The sequence below is a fragment of the Rhodovastum atsumiense genome (genome assembly GCF_937425535.1).
GTDB classification, from domain to species: Bacteria; Pseudomonadota; Alphaproteobacteria; order Acetobacterales; family Acetobacteraceae; genus Rhodovastum; species Rhodovastum atsumiense.
In genome coordinates this window covers 3,030,911-3,049,454 of the sequence record NZ_OW485601.1, presented here as the reverse complement: position 1 = coordinate 3,049,454, position 18,544 = coordinate 3,030,911, and the positions used below count along the sequence as shown (strand labels likewise).

The following is an 18,544-nucleotide window of genomic DNA, read 5'->3' as shown; positions in this document are numbered from 1 at the left end:
GAGCCCCCGCCCCCATGTCCGCGCATTACGACCTGATCATCCGCGGCGGCACCTGCGTGCTGCCCTGGGGCATGGAACAGACCGATGTCGGCGTCCGCGACGGGCGCATCGCCGGCCTGGGCATCGGCACGGACGCCACCGCCGCCGAGACCATCGACGCCACCGGGCTGCACGTGCTGCCGGGGCTGATCGACCCGCATGTGCATCTGCGCGACGCCGGCGACGCGGCCAACGCCGCCGTCGAGAGCATGCCCACCGGCACGAAGGCCGCGGTGCTTGGCGGGGTGGTGGCGGTGTTCGACATGCCGAACACCAGGCCGGCGCTGGTCGACGCCACCACGCTCGCGGTCAAGCAGGATTACGCCGAGCGCGTCGCCTGGTGCGACATCGGCTTCTATGTCGGCGCCACCAAGACGAACGTCCCCGCCCTGGCCGAGCTGGAAACCGGTCGCGGCGTCTGCGCGGTGAAGGTGTTCGCCGGATCCTCCACCGGCGACCTGCTGGTCGACGACGACGCCGGCATCGAGCGGGTCATGCGCAGCGGCCGCCGCCGCATCGCCTATCACAGCGAGGACGAGGCCCGGCTGCAGACCCGCAAGCCGCAGTTCAAATCCGGCGATCCCTATGCCTTTCACATGGAATGGCGCGACGAGGAATGCGCCTTCCTGGGCACGCGGCGGCTGATGGCACTGGCCCGGCGCACCGGGCGGGCGGCGCATATCCTGCACGTCTCCACCGCGCAGGAACTGGAATACCTCAAGGATTTCCGTGACGTCGCCACCTGCGAGGTGCTGGTGAACCACCTGACGCAGGTGGCCCCGGATTGCTACGAGCGGCTCGGCGGCTATGGCGTGATGAACCCGCCGATCCGCGGCGAGCGCCACCGCGCCGCCGCCTGGGCGGCCTTGCGCGACGGCACGGTGGATTGCATCGGCTCCGACCACGCCCCGCACCCGCGCGCGGCGAAGGAACGGCCCTGGCCGGAATGCCATTCCGGCCTGACCGGGGTGCAGACCCTGGTGCCGGTGATGCTGGACCACGTCAATGCCGGGCGGCTGTCGCTGCCGCGGCTGGTGGACCTGATGTGCGCGGGGCCGGCACGCGTGTACGGCATCGTCGGCAAGGGGCGTCTGGCCGCCGGCTACGACGCCGATTTCACCCTGGTGGACATGCGCCGGACCCGGCGGATCGAGGAAAGCTGGATCGCCAGCCCCTGCGGCTGGACACCCTTCGCGGGCATGCAGGTGACGGGCTGGCCGGTCGCCACCATCATCCGCGGCATGCCGGTGATGCGCGAGGACGAGGTGCTCGGCGCCCCGCGCGGCCGGCTGGTGAGATTCGCCGGATAATCAGATCCCCGGCCAGCGCCGTGTGCGGTGGGCTTCTTGCTCCGGCGTGAGCCGGGTCGGACCGTCGGCGACCCCACGCAGCGGCGGGCCGCCGAACGCCTCCGGGTTCCGCCAGCAATCCACCACGCCGAGGCTGCGGGTGCAGAAGGTCGGGACATCCGGCGGCGGCTCGGGCGGGCGGCAATAGCTCAACCCCTGGTCCAGCCGCACCACCGAGCAGTCCCGGCCACTGACGCCGGACACCACGGTGTCGCCGATCGACCGCCCCAGCACCGGGATAGTCGCCGCATCGGCGGCGACGAAGGCCCCGGCGGGCTCGGTCCAGGGAACGCCGCAACCGACCAGGACCAGCGGGGCCAGGGCCAGCAGGGGCAGGGCGGAAAGCGGCAAGGGCGGCAACACGCGCATGGCGTGATCCTGCACGACAGAGATGAACGTTTCCTTGTTCGCCCCGTTTGCCCCGGCGAGGTCGCGCCGCTATGGTCCGCCGCCCCGGATGCTTGAGGAACGGCCGTGCCCGATATCTTCGACGAAGTGAACGAGGACCTCCGCGCCGAGCGCGCCCGCAGGTTGCTGCAGCGCTATGGCGGGTTGCTGGTGGTGGCCGTCGTCCTGGTCGTGGCGGGCGCGGGCGGCTGGCAGGCCTGGAAATGGTATCAGGCCAGGGAAACCGATCGCATCGCCACCATCTTCCTCAGGGGCATCGACGCCGCCGGTGGCCCGCCGGGCGAGGCCCGCAAGCAGGCCCTGGTCGATTTCGCCGAGGTGGTGCGCGATGGCGGCACCGGCTACCGCACCCTCGCCCGGCTGCGCGAGGCGGCGCTGAAGGCCGATACCGGCGACCTCGCCGGCGCCGAGGATCTGTGGCGCCAGGTCGCCGACGATTCGGGGGCCGAGAAGCTGCTGCGCGACCTCGCCGTGCTGCAATCGGTGCTGCACCAGATCGACGCCGGCGATCCGGCCGCGCTGGCCGCCCGGCTGAAGCCCCTCGCTTCCCCCGACAATCCCTGGCACGCGCTCGCGGAAGAAGTCCAGGCGCTGCTCGACATCCGGCAGGGCAACAAGGACGCGGCCCGCGACACGCTCAAGCGGCTTGCCCAGGACGTGACGGCGCCGGACGGCGTGCGCGGCCGGGCCAACGGGTTGCTGGCGCGGCTGGGTGAATGAGGCGAACCATGGCTGACCGACCCACCGGCGCTGCGCGCCTCCCGCGCCGCGCCGCCCTGCTGATGTCCGTCGGATTGCTGGGCGGATGCAGCATGTTCGACGACCTCTTCAGCGATACCAAGCCGAAGCTGCCCGGCGAGCGCATCTCGGTGATGAACCCGCGCCGCGGCCTGGAGATCGATCCCCGCGCCGGCCAGGTGACGCTGCCGCCCCCGCTCGCCAATGCCGACTGGCCACAGGCCGGCGGCACCCCCGCCCATGCCATGGGCCACCTGCAGGCCGGCGAGCGGCTGGCCACCGCCTGGCGCGCCGGCATCGGCGAGGGCGGCGGCTACCGCCGCAAGATCACCGCCCAGCCGGTCATCGCAGCCGGCCGGGTGTTCACCATGGACAGCGACGCCGTGGTGACGGCCTACGACGCCGGCTCCGGCCGCCAGCTCTGGCGGCTGGAAACCCAGCCCGCGGAGGACCGCAGCACCAATATCGGCGGCGGCATCGGCGTGGATGGGGATACGCTGTACGCCGGCACGGGCCGCGCCGAGGTCCTCGCCATCGAGGCCGCCACCGGCAAGATCCGCTGGCGCAAGCCCACCGACCGCCCGGTCCGCTCGGCCCCCACCATCGCCGAGGGCCGCCTGTTCGTCGCCATCATGAACGACGAGCTGCTGGCGCTCGCCACCGATGACGGGCGCAAGCTCTGGTCGTACCAGGCCCGCACCCCGGAAACCAGCGTGCTCGGCCTGCCCGCCCCGGCCTATGCCGACGGGGTGGTGGTGGCCGGGTTCGGCTCGGGCGAGTTGGTCGGGCTGCGCGCCACCTCCGGCACCGTCGCCTGGAGCGACAGCCTCGCCTCGGCGCGCGGGCGCAACAGCATGCTCGACCTCTCGGCGATCCGGGGCCTGCCGGCCCTGGCGGACGGGCGGGTCTATGCCGGCAGCCTCGGCGGGCTGACCATCTCGCTCGACCCGCGCACCGGCCGGCGGCTGTGGGAACGCGACGTGGCCACCGGCGACACGCTCTGGGTGGCCGGCGAGTGGCTGTTCCTGCTGGGGACCGAGGGCCAGCTCGCCGCGATCTCCCGCAGCGAAGGGCGCGTCGCCTGGGTCACCCAGCTTCCCCGATTTGAGGACGAAAAGAAACAGGAGGACCCGATCCGCTGGATCGGCCCGGTGCTGGCCGGCGGCCGGCTGCTGCTCGGCGGCAGCGACGGCACCCTGGCGATGATCAATCCCATCACCGGCGAGGTGCTGGGTCGCCAGGAATTGCCCGGGCCACTTTCGGTGTCGCCGGCAGTGGCCGGCGGCATGGTGTATTTGGTAACGCAGGACGCGACGCTCGTCGCGCTGCGGTAAGAGGCTTATGCTCCCCATCGTGGTGATCGCCGGACGGCCGAATGTCGGCAAGTCCACCCTGTTCAACCGTCTGGCCGGGCGCCGCGCGGCGCTGGTGGCCGACACCCCTGGCGTGACCCGCGACCGCAAGGAGGCCGAGGCGACGCTGCGCGGCCGGCGGGTGCGCCTGGTCGATACCGCGGGCCTGGAGGAATCGGCGCCCGAGACACTGTACGGGCGGATGCGCGCCTCCTCCGCGACCGCGGTTTCCGGGGCGGACCTGGTGCTGTTCGTGGTGGACGCGCGCGCCGGCATCACCCCTCCCGACGCGCATTTCGCCGACTGGCTGCGCCGGCAGGGTCGGCCGGTGCTGCTGGTGGTCAACAAGGCCGAGGGCCGCGCCGGCGCCAATGCCGCGCTGGAAGCCTACGCGCTCGGGCTCGGCGATCCGGTCGCCGTCTCGGCCGAGCACGGCGAGGGCCTCGCCGACCTGATGCGCGAGATCGCCGACCGCCTGCCGGCCGAGGACGCGGCCGAGGGCGACGCCGACCGCCCGCTGAAGCTCGCCATCGTCGGCCGGCCCAATGCCGGCAAGTCGACCCTGCTGAACCAGTTGGTCGGCGAGGAACGCATGATCACCGGCCCGGAGCCGGGGCTGACCCGCGACGCGGTGGCCGTGCTGATCACCGACGAGCAGGGCCAGGTGGTCGAGGTGGTCGACACCGCCGGGCTGCGCCGCCGCGCCCGCATCGAGCAGGCGCTGGAGAAGATGTCGGTCTCCGCCGCCATCGAGGCGCTGAAGATGGCCGAGGTGGTGGTGCTGGCGGTGGACGGCACCGAGGGCCTGCACGAACAGGACCTGCAGATCGCCCGGCTGATCGAGCGCGAGGGCCGCGCCTGCGTGCTGGTGCTGAACAAATGGGACGTCGTCCCCGATCGCGCCGCCGCGCGCAAGGCGGTGGCGGACCGGCTGGAAACCAGCCTCGCCCAGTTGAAGGGGCTGCCGGTGGTGACGATGTCGGCGCTCACCGGCCACGGCGTGGACAAGCTGCTGCCGGCGGTGCGGCAGGCGCATGCGGTGTGGAACATGCGTGTCGCGACCGGCGCCCTGAACCGCTGGTTCGAGGCGGCGCTGGAGCGCCACCAGCCGCCGCTGGTGGACGGCCGGCGGCTGAAGCTGCGCTACATCACCCAGGCCAAGGCGCGCCCGCCCACCTTCGTGGTGTTCGGCACCCGCGCCGAGCAGACGCCGGACGCCTACCAGCGCTACCTGGTGAACGGCCTGCGCGAGAGCTTCGAGCTGCCGGGAACGCCAATCCGGCTGCAGTTCCGCGGCACCCAGAACCCCTACGCGGAAACCTGAGCGGCGCTTCCGGCGCCGCCCCGGTTACTGGAACGTCCGGTCGAGCTTCCGACCTGCGGCCTCGGCGGGGCCGGAGGGCGGATCGACCGTGTCACGCAGGTTCTGCCCGGCTTGGTCGAGGCTCTTGCCGGTCCGTTCGGCCGGGCCTTCGCTCTGGCAGGCGGCCAGCGGCAGCATCAAAGTGACCAGCAGGACGGCCGTCAGGGCGGTCAGCGTAGTGCGACGCATGCGTCTTGATTCTCCGGTTGTGGCAGACTGCGGCCAACGCGGCATCGCCATCCAGGTTCGCGGGCAATGCCCAAAAGCCGCCAGAGGAGCGTCCCCATGCCCCCCATCGAGGCACGCACGATCCGCAAGGTCTCGCTGCGCCTGATCCCGTTCCTGATGCTCTGCTACTTCGTCGCCTATCTCGACCGGGTGAACGTCGGTTTCGCCGCGCTGACCATGAACCAGGAGCTCGGCCTGACCGCGACGATGTTCGGCTTCGGCTCGGGCGTGTTCTTCCTGGCCTATTTCCTGTTCGAGGTGCCCTCCAACCTGTTCCTCGACCGGTTCGGGGCCCGCCGGTGGATCGCCCGGATCATGGTGAGCTGGGGCATCCTCTCCGGGATGATGGCCTTCATCCCGCAGATCGGCGCGGCCACCGGGCTGGGCAACGAATATGCCTTCTACCTGCTGCGCATCCTGCTCGGCGCCGCCGAGGCGGGGTTCTTCCCCGGCATCATCTTCTATCTCACCCTCTGGTTCCCCTCGCTGTACCGGGCGCGGATCATCGGCATGTTCATGGCGGCGATCCCGATCTCATCGGCCATCGGCTCGCCGGTCTCGGGGATGATCCTTGGCCTGCACGGCCTCGCCGGGCTGGCAGGGTGGCAATGGCTGTTCCTGATCGAGGCGGCCCCGGCGGTGATCCTGGCAGTGGTCACCTATTTTTACCTCACCGACCGGCCGGCCGATGCCGCCTGGCTCGCCCCGGACGAACGCGCCTGGCTGGCCACGCGACTGGAGGCGGAACGGCGCCAGCGCGAGGCGGTGCACGATCTCTCGGTGCGGGAAGCCATGACGCATATCCGCGTATGGGCGCTCGCGCTGGTCTATTTCGGCGCGGTCGCCGGGCTCTACGGCGTCGGCTTCTGGCTGCCCCAGATCATCAAGACCTTCGGCCTTTCCAACGCCCTGACCGGCTGGGTGGTCGCGATCCCCTACGCGGTCAGCGCCCTCTGCATGGTCTGGTACGGCCACCGCTCCGACGCACGGCACGAACGCAAGGGACACGCCGCGGTCGCCCTCGCGGTCGCGGCCGTGGGCATCGCCGCTTCCACCCTGACGCAGAATCCCATCCTGACCGTGCTCGCCTTTACCCTTGGCTCCTGCGGCGTGTTCGCCCTGCTACCGGTGTTCTGGACCCTGCCAACCGCCGTGCTCTCCGGCACCTCGGCCGCGGCCGGCATCGCCGTGATCAACTCGGTGGGGAACCTCTCCGGCTTCGCCGGCCCCTACGCCATGGGGTGGATCCGGGACGCGACCGGCAGCTTTGCCGGCGGGCTGCTGCTGATCGCCGGACTCGCCATCCTGGCCATGATGATCGTGCTGGTACTCGGGCATGACCGGGACCTGGAGAAGGCACCGCACCAGGCATCGGCGGCGGAATAACCAAAGCGCGGGGCGCCGCCCCGCCCCCGCCAGGGCGCTGCCCTGGACCTGCCAGGGGCCACAAGGCCCCTGGACCCCATTTCTGAAGATCCTGGCTTGCCTTCCCGCGGACGCGGGCCTGCGCTAAGACGCCGCGTCGGTCGGGAGGACTACCTTGGACGATCCCTTGATGCCTGGCACCCCCGGGGGCGCCAATTCCCTGCGAAACGGCCCGGACGGCCGCGGCAGGTTCGGAGAATTCGGCGGGCGCTTCGTCGCCGAAACGCTGATGCCGCTGATCCTGGAAGTCGAACAGGCGTACGAGGCCGCCAAGGCCGACCCGTCCTTCCAGCGCGAACTCGACGGCTACCTCAAGGATTACGTCGGCCGGCCCAGCCCGCTGTGGTTCGCCGAACGCCTGACCCAACACCTTGGCGGCGCGAAGATCTACTTCAAGCGCGAAGAGCTGAACCACACCGGCTCGCACAAGGTGAACAACACGATGGGCCAGATCCTGCTGGCCCGCCGCATGGGCAAGACCCGCATCATCGCCGAAACCGGCGCCGGCCAGCACGGCGTCGCCACCGCCACCGTCTGCGCCCTGTTCGGCCTGCCCTGCACCGTCTACATGGGCGCCACCGACGTCGAACGGCAAAAGCCCAACGTGTTCCGCATGCGCCTGCTCGGCACCGAGGTGAAATCCGTCACCTCCGGCGCCGGCACGCTCAAGGACGCGATGAACGAGGCGATGCGCGACTGGGTCGCCAATGTCCGCGACACCTACTACCTGATCGGCACGGTCGCCGGCCCGCACCCCTACCCGGCCATGGTCCGCGACTTCCAGAACATCATCGGCGTCGAGGCCCGCGCCCAGATGCAGGCCGCCGAAGGCCGGCTGCCGGATGTCTGCGTCGCCGCGATCGGCGGCGGATCCAACGCCATGGGCCTGTTCCACCCCTTCCTCGATGACGCCACCGTCCGGCTGATCGGCGTCGAGGCAGCCGGGCGCGGCGTGGAAACCGGCGAACACGCGGCGAGCCTCGCCGGCGGCCGGCCGGGCGTGCTGCACGGCAACCGCACCTACCTGCTGCAGGACGACGACGGCCAGATCATCGAGGCACACAGCATCAGCGCCGGCCTCGACTACCCCGGCATCGGCCCCGAACATTCCTGGCTGCACGACATCGGCCGCGTCGAATACGTCGCCGCCACCGACACGGAAGCGCTGGAGGCGTTCCAGCTCTGCACCCGCACCGAAGGTATCATTCCGGCCCTGGAGCCGGCCCATGCCCTGGCGCAGGTGATGAAGCTCGCCCCCACCCTCTCCCCGGACAAGATCGTGCTGATGGGTCTCTCCGGCCGCGGCGACAAGGACATCTTCGCCGTCGCCGAGCATCTGGGAGTGAAATTATGAGCCGCATCGCCGCCAAATTCGCGGCCCTCCGCAAGGAAGGGCGCGGCGCGCTCATCACCTTCCTGGAAGCCTGGGACCCCGACCCCGCCACTTCGATGGCGCTGCTGCGCGGCATGCCGGCGGCGGGCGCCGACCTGATCGAGATCGGCTGCCCCTTCACCGACCCGATGGCCGACGGCCCGACCATCCAGCTCGCCGGCAAGCGCGCCCTCAGCGCCGGCGCCAACATGGCGCACACCCTGGCGATGGTGCGCGAGTTCCGCCGCGAGGACGACACCACCCCCATCGTGCTGATGGGCTACCTCAACCCGATCCTGTCCTACGGGACGGAAAGCTTCTGCACCGACGCCGCGGCGGCCGGGGCGGACGGGCTGATCGTGGTCGACCTGCCGAGCGAGGAAGCCGACCTGCTCGCCCCGCACGCGGCGGCGCGCGGCCTGGACATCATCCGCCTGATCGCCCCCACCACCGACGACGAACGCCTGCCCAAGGTGCTGCACGGCAGCTCGGGCTTCGTCTACTACGTCAGCATCACCGGCATCACCGGCACGCGCACCGCCAGCGCCGACGAACTCGCCGCCGCGATCCCGCGCATCCGCCGCCACACCGACCTGCCGATCGCCATCGGCTTCGGCGTGCGCAGCCCCGCCCAGGCCGCCGCCGCGGTGCGCGCCGCCGACGCCGCCGTGGTGGCGTCGTCGCTGATCGACACCCTGGCGGGGCACCTGGACGAGAAGGGCCATCCCCGCCCCGACGCCATCCGCCTCGTGCTCGACCAGGTCCGCGACCTTGCCGAGGGCGTCCGGTCCGCACGGGTAACCGCCTGACAGAAGACCCCCCTTCCCCACGGGAAGGGGCTGGGGCGGGATCGTTCCCGCCCCCGAGGAGAAGACTATGAGCTGGCTGACCGAATACGTCCGCCCGAAGATCCGCACCCTGCTCGGCCGCCGCGAGGTGCCCGACAATCTCTGGGTGCAATGCCCCGCCTGCCAGCAGATGCTGTACCATACGGAGCTGGCCCGGAACCTGAAGGTGTGCAGCCATTGCGGCCACCACCTGCGGGCCTCGGCCGAGGAACGGCTGGCCTGGACCTTCGACGGCGGCGCCTATACCCGCATCGAGCTGCCCAAGGTGCCGCTTGATCCGCTGCGCTTCCGTGACGGCAAGCGCTACACCGACCGCCTGCGCGACGCCCGCGAGAAGACCGGGCTCGATGACGCGCTCGCGGTGGCGCACGGGCTGGTCGGTGGCCAGAAGACCGTGGTCGCGGCCATGGCCTTCGAGTTCATCGGCGGCTCGATGGGCGCCGCGGTCGGCGAAGGCATCGTCGCGGCGGCGAAGCTCGCCGTGCTGCAGGAAGCGGCGCTGGTGATCTACACCGCCTCGGGCGGGGCGCGCATGATGGAAGGCGCGGTCAGCCTGATGCAGATGCCGCGCACCGTGATCGCGGCGCAGATGGTGAAGGAAGCCGGCCTGCCCTTCATCACCGTGCTGACCGACCCGACCACCGGCGGCGTGACCGCGAGCTTCACCATGCTCGGGGACGTGCACATCGCCGAACCGAACGCCGAGATCGGCTTCGCCGGCGCCCGCGTGATCGAGCAGACCGTGCGCGAGAAGCTGCCCGACGGCTTCCAGCGCGCCGAGTACCTCTACAGCCACGGCATCGTCGACATGGTGGTGAGGCGCCAGGACCTGCCGTTGACGCTCGGACGGCTGATCGGCCTGCTGCGGGTGAAGGAACTGCCGCCGCTGCTGGAAGGCCCGGAAGAGCCGCCGGCACAACCGGCGCAGCCGGCCGCCGCCTGACCCGTCCCGCCACCACGCCATGAGCGACAACCCGCCCCGGGAGGGCCGCTTCGCCGAGATCGTGGCGCGGCTGCACGCGTTGCATCCGCGCCTGATCGACCTCAGCCTCGGCCGGCTGGAAGCGCTGCTGGGCAAGCTTGACCATCCCGAGCGGCGCCTGCCTCCGGTGATCCACGTCGCCGGCACCAACGGCAAGGGCAGCACCTGCGCCTTCCTGCGCGCCATCGCCGAGGCGGCGGGGACGCCGGTGCACGTCTTCACCTCGCCGCACCTGGTGCGCTTCAACGAGCGCATCCGGCTGGCCGGCCGCATCGTCGACGACGACACCCTGGCCACCGCCATCGAGGAGGTGGAGCGCCGCAATGCCGGCGCGCCGATCACCGTCTTCGAGGTGATCACCGCCGCCGCCTTCCTGCTGTTCTCCCGCGTCCCCGCCGGGCTGGTGGTGCTGGAAGTGGGACTGGGCGGACGCTACGACGCCACCAACCTGATCCCGCCCCCCGCCGCCGCGGCGATCACCTCGATCTCGTTCGACCACCGCGACTTCCTCGGCGACACCATCGCCCAGATCGCCGGCGAGAAGGCCGGCATCATGAAGCCCGGCGTGCCCGTCGCCACCGGGGTGCAACTGCCGGAAGCGGCGGAGGTGCTGCGGCAGGAAGCCGCCCGCACCGGCGCCCGCCTGCTGCAACGCGACCGCGACTGGCGCATCGCCCGCACCGCGTCCGGACTGCTCTACGCCGACGCGGCGGGCTCGCTCGAGCTGCCGCCGCCGGGTCTGCCCGGCCCGCACCAAGCCGACAATGCCGGCATCGCCGTGGCGGCCATCCGCGCTGCCGGGCTGGGCTTCGGCGCCGAGGCGATCGGCCGCGGCCTCGCCACGGTCTCCTGGCCGGCGCGGCTGCAGCGCCTGACCGGGCGCCTCGCCGCGACGCTGCCGCCGGGCTGGGAGCTATGGCTGGATGGCGGGCACAATCCCGGTGCCGGGCAGGTCCTGGCCGAGCATCTCGACACCTGGGGCGACCGCCCGGTGCACCTGATCGTCGGCATGAAGCAGGGCAAGGATTCGGGCGAGTTCCTGCGTCCGCTGCTGCCGCGCGCCGCCGGCATCTGGGCAGTGGCCGAGCCGGGCCAGCATCTGGCCATGCCGGTCGCCGACGTGATCGCGGCCTCTGGCGGCGTCGCCCATCCCGGCCCCACCGTCGCCGCCGCCCTCGCCGCCATCCCGAAGGACCGGCCCGCGCGGGTGCTGATCTGCGGCAGCCTCTACCTTGCCGGCGAGGTGCTGAAGGCCGACGGGACCGAGATCACGTAGCGCGGCCCTTCCCCTCATCCCTTGACCGCGCCGGCGGTCAGGCCAGCGACGATGCGGCGCTGGAACACCAGCACCAGCACGATCAGCGGCACGGTGACCAGCACCGAGGCCGCCATGATGTTGCCCCAGGGCAGCTCGTACTGGCTGGCGCCGGTCATCTGCGCGATCGCGACCGGAACGGTGCGGGCGCGGTCGAGGGTGAAGGTCAGGGCGAACAGGAATTCGTTCCAGGCGGTGATGAAGGCCAGCAGCCCGGTGGTGACCAGGGCCGGCGCCAGCACCGGCAGGAACACGCGCAGCAGTACCTGCAACGGCGTGGCGCCGTCGATCACCGCCGCTTCCTCCAGTTCACGCGGCACCTCGCGCATGAAGGTGGTCAGCACCCAGATGGTGAAAGGCAGGGTGAACAGCATGTAGCTGAACACCAGCCCGGCCAGGGTGTTGTACAGGCCGAAGGCCCGCAGCAGCTCGAACATGCCCGCCAGCACGGCGATGCTGGGAAACATCGACACGCCCAGCACGATCAGCAGCAGCACGCCGCGGCCACGGAAGCGCACCCGCGCCAGCGCGAAGGCGGCGCCGAGCGAAAGCGCCAGCGACAGCATCACCACCGACAACGCCACCACCACCGAATTGACGATGTTCCGGCCGAAGGGCTGCTCGCGGAAGATGGCGAGGTAGTTGCCCCAGGCCGGGTGCAACGGCAGCAGATCGGCGCGGAACAGGTCGGAGCCGGCCTTCAACGAAGAGACCACCGCCCAGTAGAACGGGAACACCGCGTAGAGAACGATCGCCGCGAGCAGCAGGGCGAAGCCGATGCCACGCAGCCGGGAGCGCCGGCGATACGCCATCTCAGTCCTCGTCGAAGCGCACCCGGCCGACCACGATGTAAAGCGCGGTCAGCAGGATGATGATCAGGAACAGGCAGGTCGCCGCGGCCGAGCCGGCGCCGACGTCCTGGAAATCCACCAGGCGCTGCCGGGCGAACATCGACATCGACATGGTGTTCTCGTTGTTGCCGGTGAGGACGTAGATGATGTCGAAGACGCGCATGGCGTCGAGCAGGCGGAAGATCACCGCCACCGCCAGCGCCGGGCGGAGCAGCGGCAGGGTGATCAGCCGGAAGGTCTGCACCGGCCCGGCCCCGTCGATCGCCGCCGCCTCGTAGCATTCCTCCGGAACGAGCTGCAGCCCGGCCAGCAGCAGCAGCGCCACGAAGGGCGTGGTCTTCCAGACATCGACCAGGATCATCGCCCCGAGCACGAGATGCGGATCCGCGGTCCAGGCCAGGGGTGCGCCGATCAGCCGCAGGTCGAGCAACACCTTGTTGATGACGCCGTAGATGTCGTTGAACATCCAGTTCCAGAGCTGGGCGGAAACGATGGTGGGGATCGCCCATGGCACCAGCACGGCGGCGCGGACCAGCCCGCGCCCCGGCATGCGGGCATTCATCACCAGCGCAATGACCAGGCCCAGCACCGTTTCGATGGCGACCGACACCAGCGCGAAGATCAGCGTGTTGCCGACCGCGCGCCACCAGCCCGGATCGGCGAACAACCCTGCGTAATTCTCGAATCCGACGAAATGCGGCGGCTGATCCGACACCAGCCGGGCATCGGTGAAGCCGAGCCAGACGGTGCGCAGCAGTGGCCAGCCCGCCACCAGCAGCAGCACGAAACCGGCCGGGGCCAGGAAGCGGCGCGCCGCCCGCCGGTTCTCCGCCTGCAGCCCGCCGCGCCTGGCCGGCGCGGGTGCCGCGTGCAGGACCGGAATTCGCCTCAACCGCGACAGGCCGCCGCTCACCAGCGCCCGCCGCGGCTGAGCCGCTCGAGCTGACGCGCCAGCGCCGCCAGCCGCTCCTGCGCGCTGCCATGTCCCTCCAGCACGGCATGCACCGCGTTGAAGAACTGGCTCGATGCCTGGTTGTAAAGGGCGCCCGTCGCGCGCGACGGGCGCGCCACCGCGGTGTCGAACACGCCCTCGACCTGGAAAGGCAGCGCCCGCAGCACCTCCGGATCGCGATAGAGCGCCGGAATCGTGGGCTGGTAGCCATAGGCAACGGCGTGGCGTTTCTGCTCCGCGGCCCCTGTCAGGAATGTCACCAGGGCGATCGCGGCCTCCTGGTTCCGGGAGTATTTCGACACCGCGAGTTGCCAGCCGCCGAGCACCGCCCGGGGCCGGTTCGCCGCCCCGTCCGTGGGCAGCGGCACCACGCCGACCTTGCCCCTGACCGGGCTGCCCTCGCCCTGTGCCAGCGCCCAGGCATAGGGCCAGTTGCGCATGAACACCGCCCGGCCCGACTGGAAGACGCCCCGCGCCTCTTCCTCGGCATAGTTGAGCACGCCGGTCGGGCTGATGCCGCCCACCCAGGCGGCGGCGCGCTGCACGGCCTGCACCGCCCCGGGATTGTCGATGGTGATTGTCCCGTCCGCCTCGACGATGGTGCCGCCCCCGGAGGAAGCGATCCATTCCAGGGCGTTGACGGTCAGCCCCTCATAGGCCTTGCCCTGCCAGACGAAGCCCTGCAGGTCGCGGTTGCCGGTGGCGCGCTCGGCGGCAAGCACCTGCGTCGCCTGCGCGGCCAGTTCGTCCCAGGTGGCGGGCGGCCGCAGGCCGTATTTGTCCAGCAGGTCGGCGCGATAGAACAGCAACGCGGCATCGGTATAGAGCGGCAGCGCCACCAGCCGGCCCCGCACCGTGCTGGCCGCGATGATGGCGGGGAAATGCGCCTCCAGGGCGGCCGGATCGACGCGCCGGGCGAGATCGATGAAATGGGAGGCGAGCAGGCCGGGCCAGATGACGTCGATCGCGTAGGCATCGATGTCGGGCGACCCGGCGGCGAGAACCTGTTGGTAGAGTGCCAGACGTTCGGTGGCCGAACCCGGGGACGCCACCACGATGACATCGTGACCGGTCTCCCGCCTCCAGGCAGCCGCGCCGCCCTGGCAGATCTGCAGTTCCTGGCCGACGCTGCCGCAGGAGAGCACGACCGTTGCCGCCTCGGCGTGCAGGACGCAGGCTGTCGCCAGCAGAACGAGGGCACCGAGACATCGGTGTGTCCGGGCCATGTTGCGTTCCTCCGGTTTGCTCCGGAGGAATTATCCCTCACGCCGATGCCGATGGCGCAGCGTGATAGCGATAGCCCGCCAACACGTTATTCCGCGCTGTGCCGCGCAGCGAGACTGGGGTGCAGGGGCCCTGTGGCCCCTGCCGGGTCCAGGGCAGAGCCCTGGCCTTCCTTTTCCCTTACGCCAGCGAAGTCTCGACCCACTGCTTCAGCGCGCTCTTCGGTGCCGCGCCGACCTTCTGGCTGACCGGCTTGCCGTCCTTGAACAGGATCAGCGTGGGGATGCCGCGAACGGCGTAGGTATTCGGCGTAATCGGATTGTCATCGATATTGACCTTGGCGACGGTCAGGCGCCCGGCGTATTCGCTGGCGATCTCGTCGAGGGCCGGTGCGATCGCCTTGCAGGGTCCGCACCACTCAGCCCAGAAATCCACCAGCACGGCCTCCTTGGCCGCCAGCACCTCGGTCGAGAAGCTGTCGTCCGTTACGGCCTTGGTGTTTTCGCTCATCCCGGATTTGCCCTTTCCTGGCTTCTGCCGCCATGTACGAACCCGAAATCGCCGGTCAAGCCGCGCCGGGAGCATGGCCGTCCAGCAGCGCGTCGGGAAGCATCATCACCTGCACCCCGGTGGTCCACACCAGGATGCAGGACACCTCCCGCCCCGGCAATGCCGCGCGCAGCACGGCGCGGTAGGCCGCCATCTGCCGCAGGTACATCACCGGCACCTCCTCGACGCCGGATGGCGGCCGGCGATTCGTCTTGTAGTCCGCGACCAGCACGCGGCCCGGCAGCACCGCCAGCCGGTCCACCAGGCCGCCCACCACCACGCCGTCGATGATACCCGTCAGCGGCACCTCGGCGCGGCCTTCCGGTCCGAACAAAGGCGCGAGGTCGGGGTGGTCGAGCACGGCCATCACCTGCCCGGCCAGGGTCGATGCATCGTTCACCCCGAGTCCCGGCCGCGCCAGGTAGCGCAGGGCGGCGGCGTGCCGGATGGGGGGCGGCAGCGTCGGCAGGTGCTGCAACAAGGCATGCGCCACCTGGCCGCGGCGGAAGCGCGCGCCGCTGGGATCGCGGGCGGCGAGTGGGCTGGCCGCTTCCGGCACCGGGCCCAGTTCGATGCCTTCCGGACGGCTCGGCGCCAAAGGCTGCGGCGGTGCCGGCTCGTCCGGCAGCCGCCCCGGCAGCCAGCCGGGGGCGTGGCCGGCCCAGGCGGGCAGCGTCGCCACCGGGGCGTCGGCCTGTTTCGTCGTGGCGCGTTCGGGCGGGCGGGCCTGGGCGCAGCCATGCGCGACCATTTCGCCTTCCCAGGGATCCGGCACCGCGTCGAAGGCCGTGGCCGTCACCCCCAGCCGCTCGAAGCCCCGCCGCACCAGCCGGTGCCAGGTGCCCTCGGGCGGTTCGCGATAGGGTTGCCAGCCGCACACCACCAGCCGGTCCTCGGCGCGGGTCAGCGCGACGTAGAGCAGCCTGTTGTGCTCCTCGCGCCGGCGCCGGGCCGCCCGCTCGCGCAACTGGTCGGAGGCGATGCAGCGCAGTTCCTTGCGCGGCGACCAGATCGGCACGTCGGGACCGCCATCGGGGTCCTCGGCCCAGACCAGCGGCCCGTCCTCGGGCGGCAACGCGGTGGTGTCGGGCAGGATGACCAGCGGCGCCTGCAGCCCCTTGGCGCCGTGCACCGTCATGATGCGCACCAGCCCGCCGGCGCCTTCCGCCTCGCGCTTCACCTCGGCGCCGGACTGGCGCAGCCAGTGCAGGAAGCCTTGCAAGGACGGCGGGTGCGAGCGCGCATAGGCCAGGGCGGCGGCCAGCAATTCATCCACCGGTTCGGCCGCCTCCGGGCCGAGCCGCGCGAACAGCTTCGCCCGCCCGCCCAGCCGGCCCAGCGCCTCGACCAGCAGCGCATGCGGCGAGGCGTAATCCACGCGCCCCAGCAGCACCGTGATGAAGTCGTGTGCCTGCGCCCAGTCCGGCCGCTCATGCGCCCGCGCCCGCAGCGCCGCCCACAGGGATCCGCGCCGCCGCAGCGCCAGCGCCATCATCGAGTCGTCGGTGAGCCCGCCGAGCGGGCTGGTCAGCACGGCGGCGAGCTGCAGGTCATCCTCGGGCAGCAGCAGCACGTCGCACAGCGCCAGCAGGTCGGCGACGGCGGGCTGCTCGGTCAGCACCAGCCGGTCGAGCCCGGCCACCGGCACGTCGCGCGCCTTCAGCGCCCGCACCAGCGCGCGGGCAAAGGCGTTGCGCCGGCGCACCAGCACCAGCACGTCGCCCGCCCGCAACGGCCGGCCGCGACTTTCCAGCATGGTGTCGCCCGCGGTCTCGCGCGCGATCCAGTCGGCCAGCGCCACCGCGAGGCGCTGCGGCGCGCTGGTCTGGCCCAGGTTGCGGTCGGGCACGCTCCAGGGCTCGGAGGGCGGCGCCTCCGGCTCCGGGGTCAGCGGCCATAGCTCGACCCGGCCGGCATGGCCGGCACGGTCGGGCAGATGCCGCAGCGCGCCGGCCTCGGTGACGCCCTCGGCGGCATCCGGATCGGCGAACACCGCATCCACCAGGTCCAGCACCGGCGCCACGGAACGGAACGACACGTCCAGCGTCACGTCGCGCCAGGACTGGTCCACCGCCTCCACCCGCTCGCGCAGCAGGCCGCGCCAGCGCTCGAACTCGTCCGGGTCGGCGCCCTGGAAGGAGTAGATCGACTGCTTGCGGTCGCCGACCGCGAACACCGTCCGCCGCTGGTCCTCCCGCGCGCCGCCGCCGGCGAAGAACTCCTCGGTCAGCTTTCCGGCGATCTGCCATTGCGCCGGCGCGGTGTCCTGCACCTCGTCCAGCAACAGATGATCGAGCCCGCCATCCAGCTTGTAGAGCACCCAGGCAGCGCCGGGATCGACCAGCAGCCGCCCGGTGCGGCCGATCAGGTCGTCGTAGTCGAGCTGCGCCCCGGCTTCCTTGCGCCCCGCATAGAGCTGCGCCACCGGCCCGGCCAGCCGCACCAGCGCCGCCGAGGCCGCGGCGGCACGGGCCGCCCGGCAGGCATCCTCGACCGCCAGCACGCGCTGCTGCTCGGCCAGCAGCGCCTCGGCGAGATCGGGGCGCTGCTCGGCCAGCTTCTTGTTGACCAGCGTGGTGGGGCCGCGCGGCGAACCATCCTCCAGCAGGAAGGCCAGCCGCCAGGCGCTCCATTGCCCGACCCGCTCCTGTTCCGGGCCGGACAGCCATTCCAGCAGGAACACCGCCTTCTCGGCGCAGGTCGCGGCGCCCTTCTTCGCCACCACCTCCAGCGCCGCGCGCAGGGCCGAGCCATCCCAGGCGCAGGCGGCGGCCAGCACCTCCGCCTCTTCCCCGGTGACCGCCAGCACACGCCGCTGCGCCGCCGCCACCGCCGCGTCCTCCATCGCCAGCAGCGCGGCCAGCCGCTCACGATCCTGCTGCAGGTCGCGCACCAGCCGGCCGAACTGCTCGGCCGAGGCAAGCCCGGCCAGCGCCGCCAGCGCCGCACGGCTCTCCTCGCCCTGGGCACCTTCCAGCATGGCTTCCCGCGCCTCGCGCCAGGCAACGTCGGCGTCGATGTCCTCCAGCAGGCGGAAATGCGGGGATAGCTGCGCCTCGATGGGGAAGCGCCGCAGCAGCGACTGGCAGAAGGCGTGGATGGTGCCGATGCGCATGCCGCCGGGCAGGTCCAGCACCTCGGCGAACAGGGAGCGGGCCTGGGCGAGACGCTCCGCCGTGGGCAGCACCGACACCGCCTGCAGCTCCGCGCCCAGCGTGGCGTCGTCCATGGTGACCCAGGCACCCAGCCGGCGCTGCAATCGCACCGCCATTTCGGCGGCGGCCGCCTTGGTGAAGGTCAGGCACTGGATGCGCGCCGGCGGGGCCCCCTGCAACATCAGCCGCAACAGGCGGTCGGTCAGCAGCTTGGTCTTGCCGGACCCGGCGGAGGCGGCGACGAAGGCCGAAACATCGGGGTCCGAGGCGAGCCCCTGGTTGGCGACGGCACGGTCGCGGGGGGGTTCACCTGATGGCGGGCGAAAGGCCAGGATCGGCGCGCTCATCGGGGCGCTGCCCGGCCATGCGCAGGGGATCCCGGGGGACGTAGGGC

At 71.4% G+C, this 18,544-nt stretch carries 16 protein-coding genes; 9 read left to right on the top strand and 7 right to left on the bottom strand.

Annotation, left to right across the window (positions count from 1 at the left end):
• The first annotated feature begins 14 nt into the window (after positions 1-14).
• Positions 15-1,349, top strand: a complete 1,335-nt coding sequence (locus tag NBY65_RS13790; protein ID WP_150041992.1) for a dihydroorotase — start codon at positions 15-17, stop codon at positions 1,347-1,349.
• Here NBY65_RS13790 and NBY65_RS13785 read toward each other — a convergent pair whose 3' ends face one another.
• Positions 1,350-1,757 (bottom strand): hypothetical protein, encoded by a 408-nt coding sequence (locus tag NBY65_RS13785; RefSeq protein ID WP_150041993.1) that lies wholly within the window; start codon positions 1,755-1,757, stop codon positions 1,350-1,352. It lies immediately after the preceding gene.
• 105 nt (positions 1,758-1,862) lie between these two features.
• On the opposite strand from NBY65_RS13785, the gene NBY65_RS13780 reads away from it, so the two are divergent.
• Genes NBY65_RS13780 through der form a run of 3 tightly spaced genes read left to right on the top strand, consistent with a single transcriptional unit; the run spans position 1,863 to position 5,210 of the window.
• On the top strand, positions 1,863-2,516 hold the full coding sequence (locus NBY65_RS13780) for a DUF2659 family protein (RefSeq protein WP_150041994.1): 654 nt from the start codon (positions 1,863-1,865) through the stop codon (positions 2,514-2,516).
• An 8-nt stretch (positions 2,517-2,524) separates the two neighbouring features.
• The gene (locus NBY65_RS13775; protein WP_162530639.1) at positions 2,525-3,868 is read left to right on the top strand and encodes a PQQ-binding-like beta-propeller repeat protein; all 1,344 of its coding nucleotides are present in this window, start codon (positions 2,525-2,527) and stop codon (positions 3,866-3,868) included.
• A 7-nt stretch (positions 3,869-3,875) separates the two neighbouring features.
• Entirely contained in the window at positions 3,876-5,210 is a 1,335-nt protein-coding gene (gene der / locus NBY65_RS13770) for a ribosome biogenesis GTPase Der (RefSeq protein WP_150041996.1), read from the top strand.
• Positions 5,211-5,234: 24 nt separating this feature from the next.
• Here the strand turns inward: der and NBY65_RS13765 are convergent, their stop codons facing one another.
• The gene (locus tag NBY65_RS13765) at positions 5,235-5,438 is read right to left on the bottom strand and encodes a hypothetical protein (protein WP_150041997.1); all 204 of its coding nucleotides are present in this window, start codon (positions 5,436-5,438) and stop codon (positions 5,235-5,237) included.
• Between the two features lie 96 nt (positions 5,439-5,534).
• On the opposite strand from NBY65_RS13765, the gene NBY65_RS13760 reads away from it, so the two are divergent.
• From NBY65_RS13760 to NBY65_RS13740, 5 genes are all read left to right on the top strand, one after another.
• Complete coding sequence (locus NBY65_RS13760) at positions 5,535-6,863, top strand: MFS transporter (protein WP_150041998.1); 1,329 nt, start codon at positions 5,535-5,537, stop codon at positions 6,861-6,863.
• Positions 6,864-7,032: 169 nt separating this feature from the next.
• A complete protein-coding gene (gene trpB / locus NBY65_RS13755; protein ID WP_150042061.1) occupies positions 7,033-8,256 on the top strand; it encodes a tryptophan synthase subunit beta in 1,224 nt (407 codons plus the stop codon).
• Positions 8,253-9,083: a tryptophan synthase subunit alpha gene (trpA, locus tag NBY65_RS13750; protein WP_150041999.1), complete on the top strand. Its 831-nt coding sequence runs from the start codon at positions 8,253-8,255 to the stop codon at positions 9,081-9,083. Before trpB ends, trpA begins: the two co-directional genes overlap by 4 nt.
• Positions 9,084-9,150: 67 nt before the next feature.
• Positions 9,151-10,065: an acetyl-CoA carboxylase, carboxyltransferase subunit beta gene (gene accD, locus NBY65_RS13745; RefSeq protein ID WP_150042000.1), complete on the top strand. Its 915-nt coding sequence runs from the start codon at positions 9,151-9,153 to the stop codon at positions 10,063-10,065.
• Positions 10,066-10,084: 19 nt separating this feature from the next.
• Positions 10,085-11,380, top strand: coding sequence for a bifunctional folylpolyglutamate synthase/dihydrofolate synthase (locus NBY65_RS13740; RefSeq protein WP_150042001.1), 1,296 nt, complete (start codon positions 10,085-10,087; stop codon positions 11,378-11,380).
• Between the two features lie 14 nt (positions 11,381-11,394).
• On the opposite strand, the gene NBY65_RS13735 is transcribed toward NBY65_RS13740, so the two are convergent.
• From NBY65_RS13735 to addA, 5 genes are all read right to left on the bottom strand, one after another.
• Positions 11,395-12,231, bottom strand: coding sequence for a carbohydrate ABC transporter permease (locus NBY65_RS13735; protein WP_150042002.1), 837 nt, complete (start codon positions 12,229-12,231; stop codon positions 11,395-11,397).
• 1 nt (position 12,232) lies between these two features.
• Positions 12,233-13,183: a carbohydrate ABC transporter permease gene (locus tag NBY65_RS13730; protein ID WP_338110421.1), complete on the bottom strand. Its 951-nt coding sequence runs from the start codon at positions 13,181-13,183 to the stop codon at positions 12,233-12,235.
• On the bottom strand, positions 13,180-14,448 hold the full coding sequence (locus NBY65_RS13725; protein WP_150042003.1) for an ABC transporter substrate-binding protein: 1,269 nt from the start codon (positions 14,446-14,448) through the stop codon (positions 13,180-13,182). Before NBY65_RS13725 ends, NBY65_RS13730 begins: the two co-directional genes overlap by 4 nt.
• Positions 14,449-14,626: 178 nt before the next feature.
• Positions 14,627-14,956 (bottom strand): thioredoxin TrxA, encoded by a 330-nt coding sequence (gene trxA, locus NBY65_RS13720; RefSeq protein ID WP_150042004.1) that lies wholly within the window; start codon positions 14,954-14,956, stop codon positions 14,627-14,629.
• Between the two features lie 55 nt (positions 14,957-15,011).
• Positions 15,012-18,497, bottom strand: coding sequence for a double-strand break repair helicase AddA (gene addA, locus NBY65_RS13715; protein ID WP_150042005.1), 3,486 nt, complete (start codon positions 18,495-18,497; stop codon positions 15,012-15,014).
• Between the last annotated feature and the right edge of the window lie 47 nt (positions 18,498-18,544).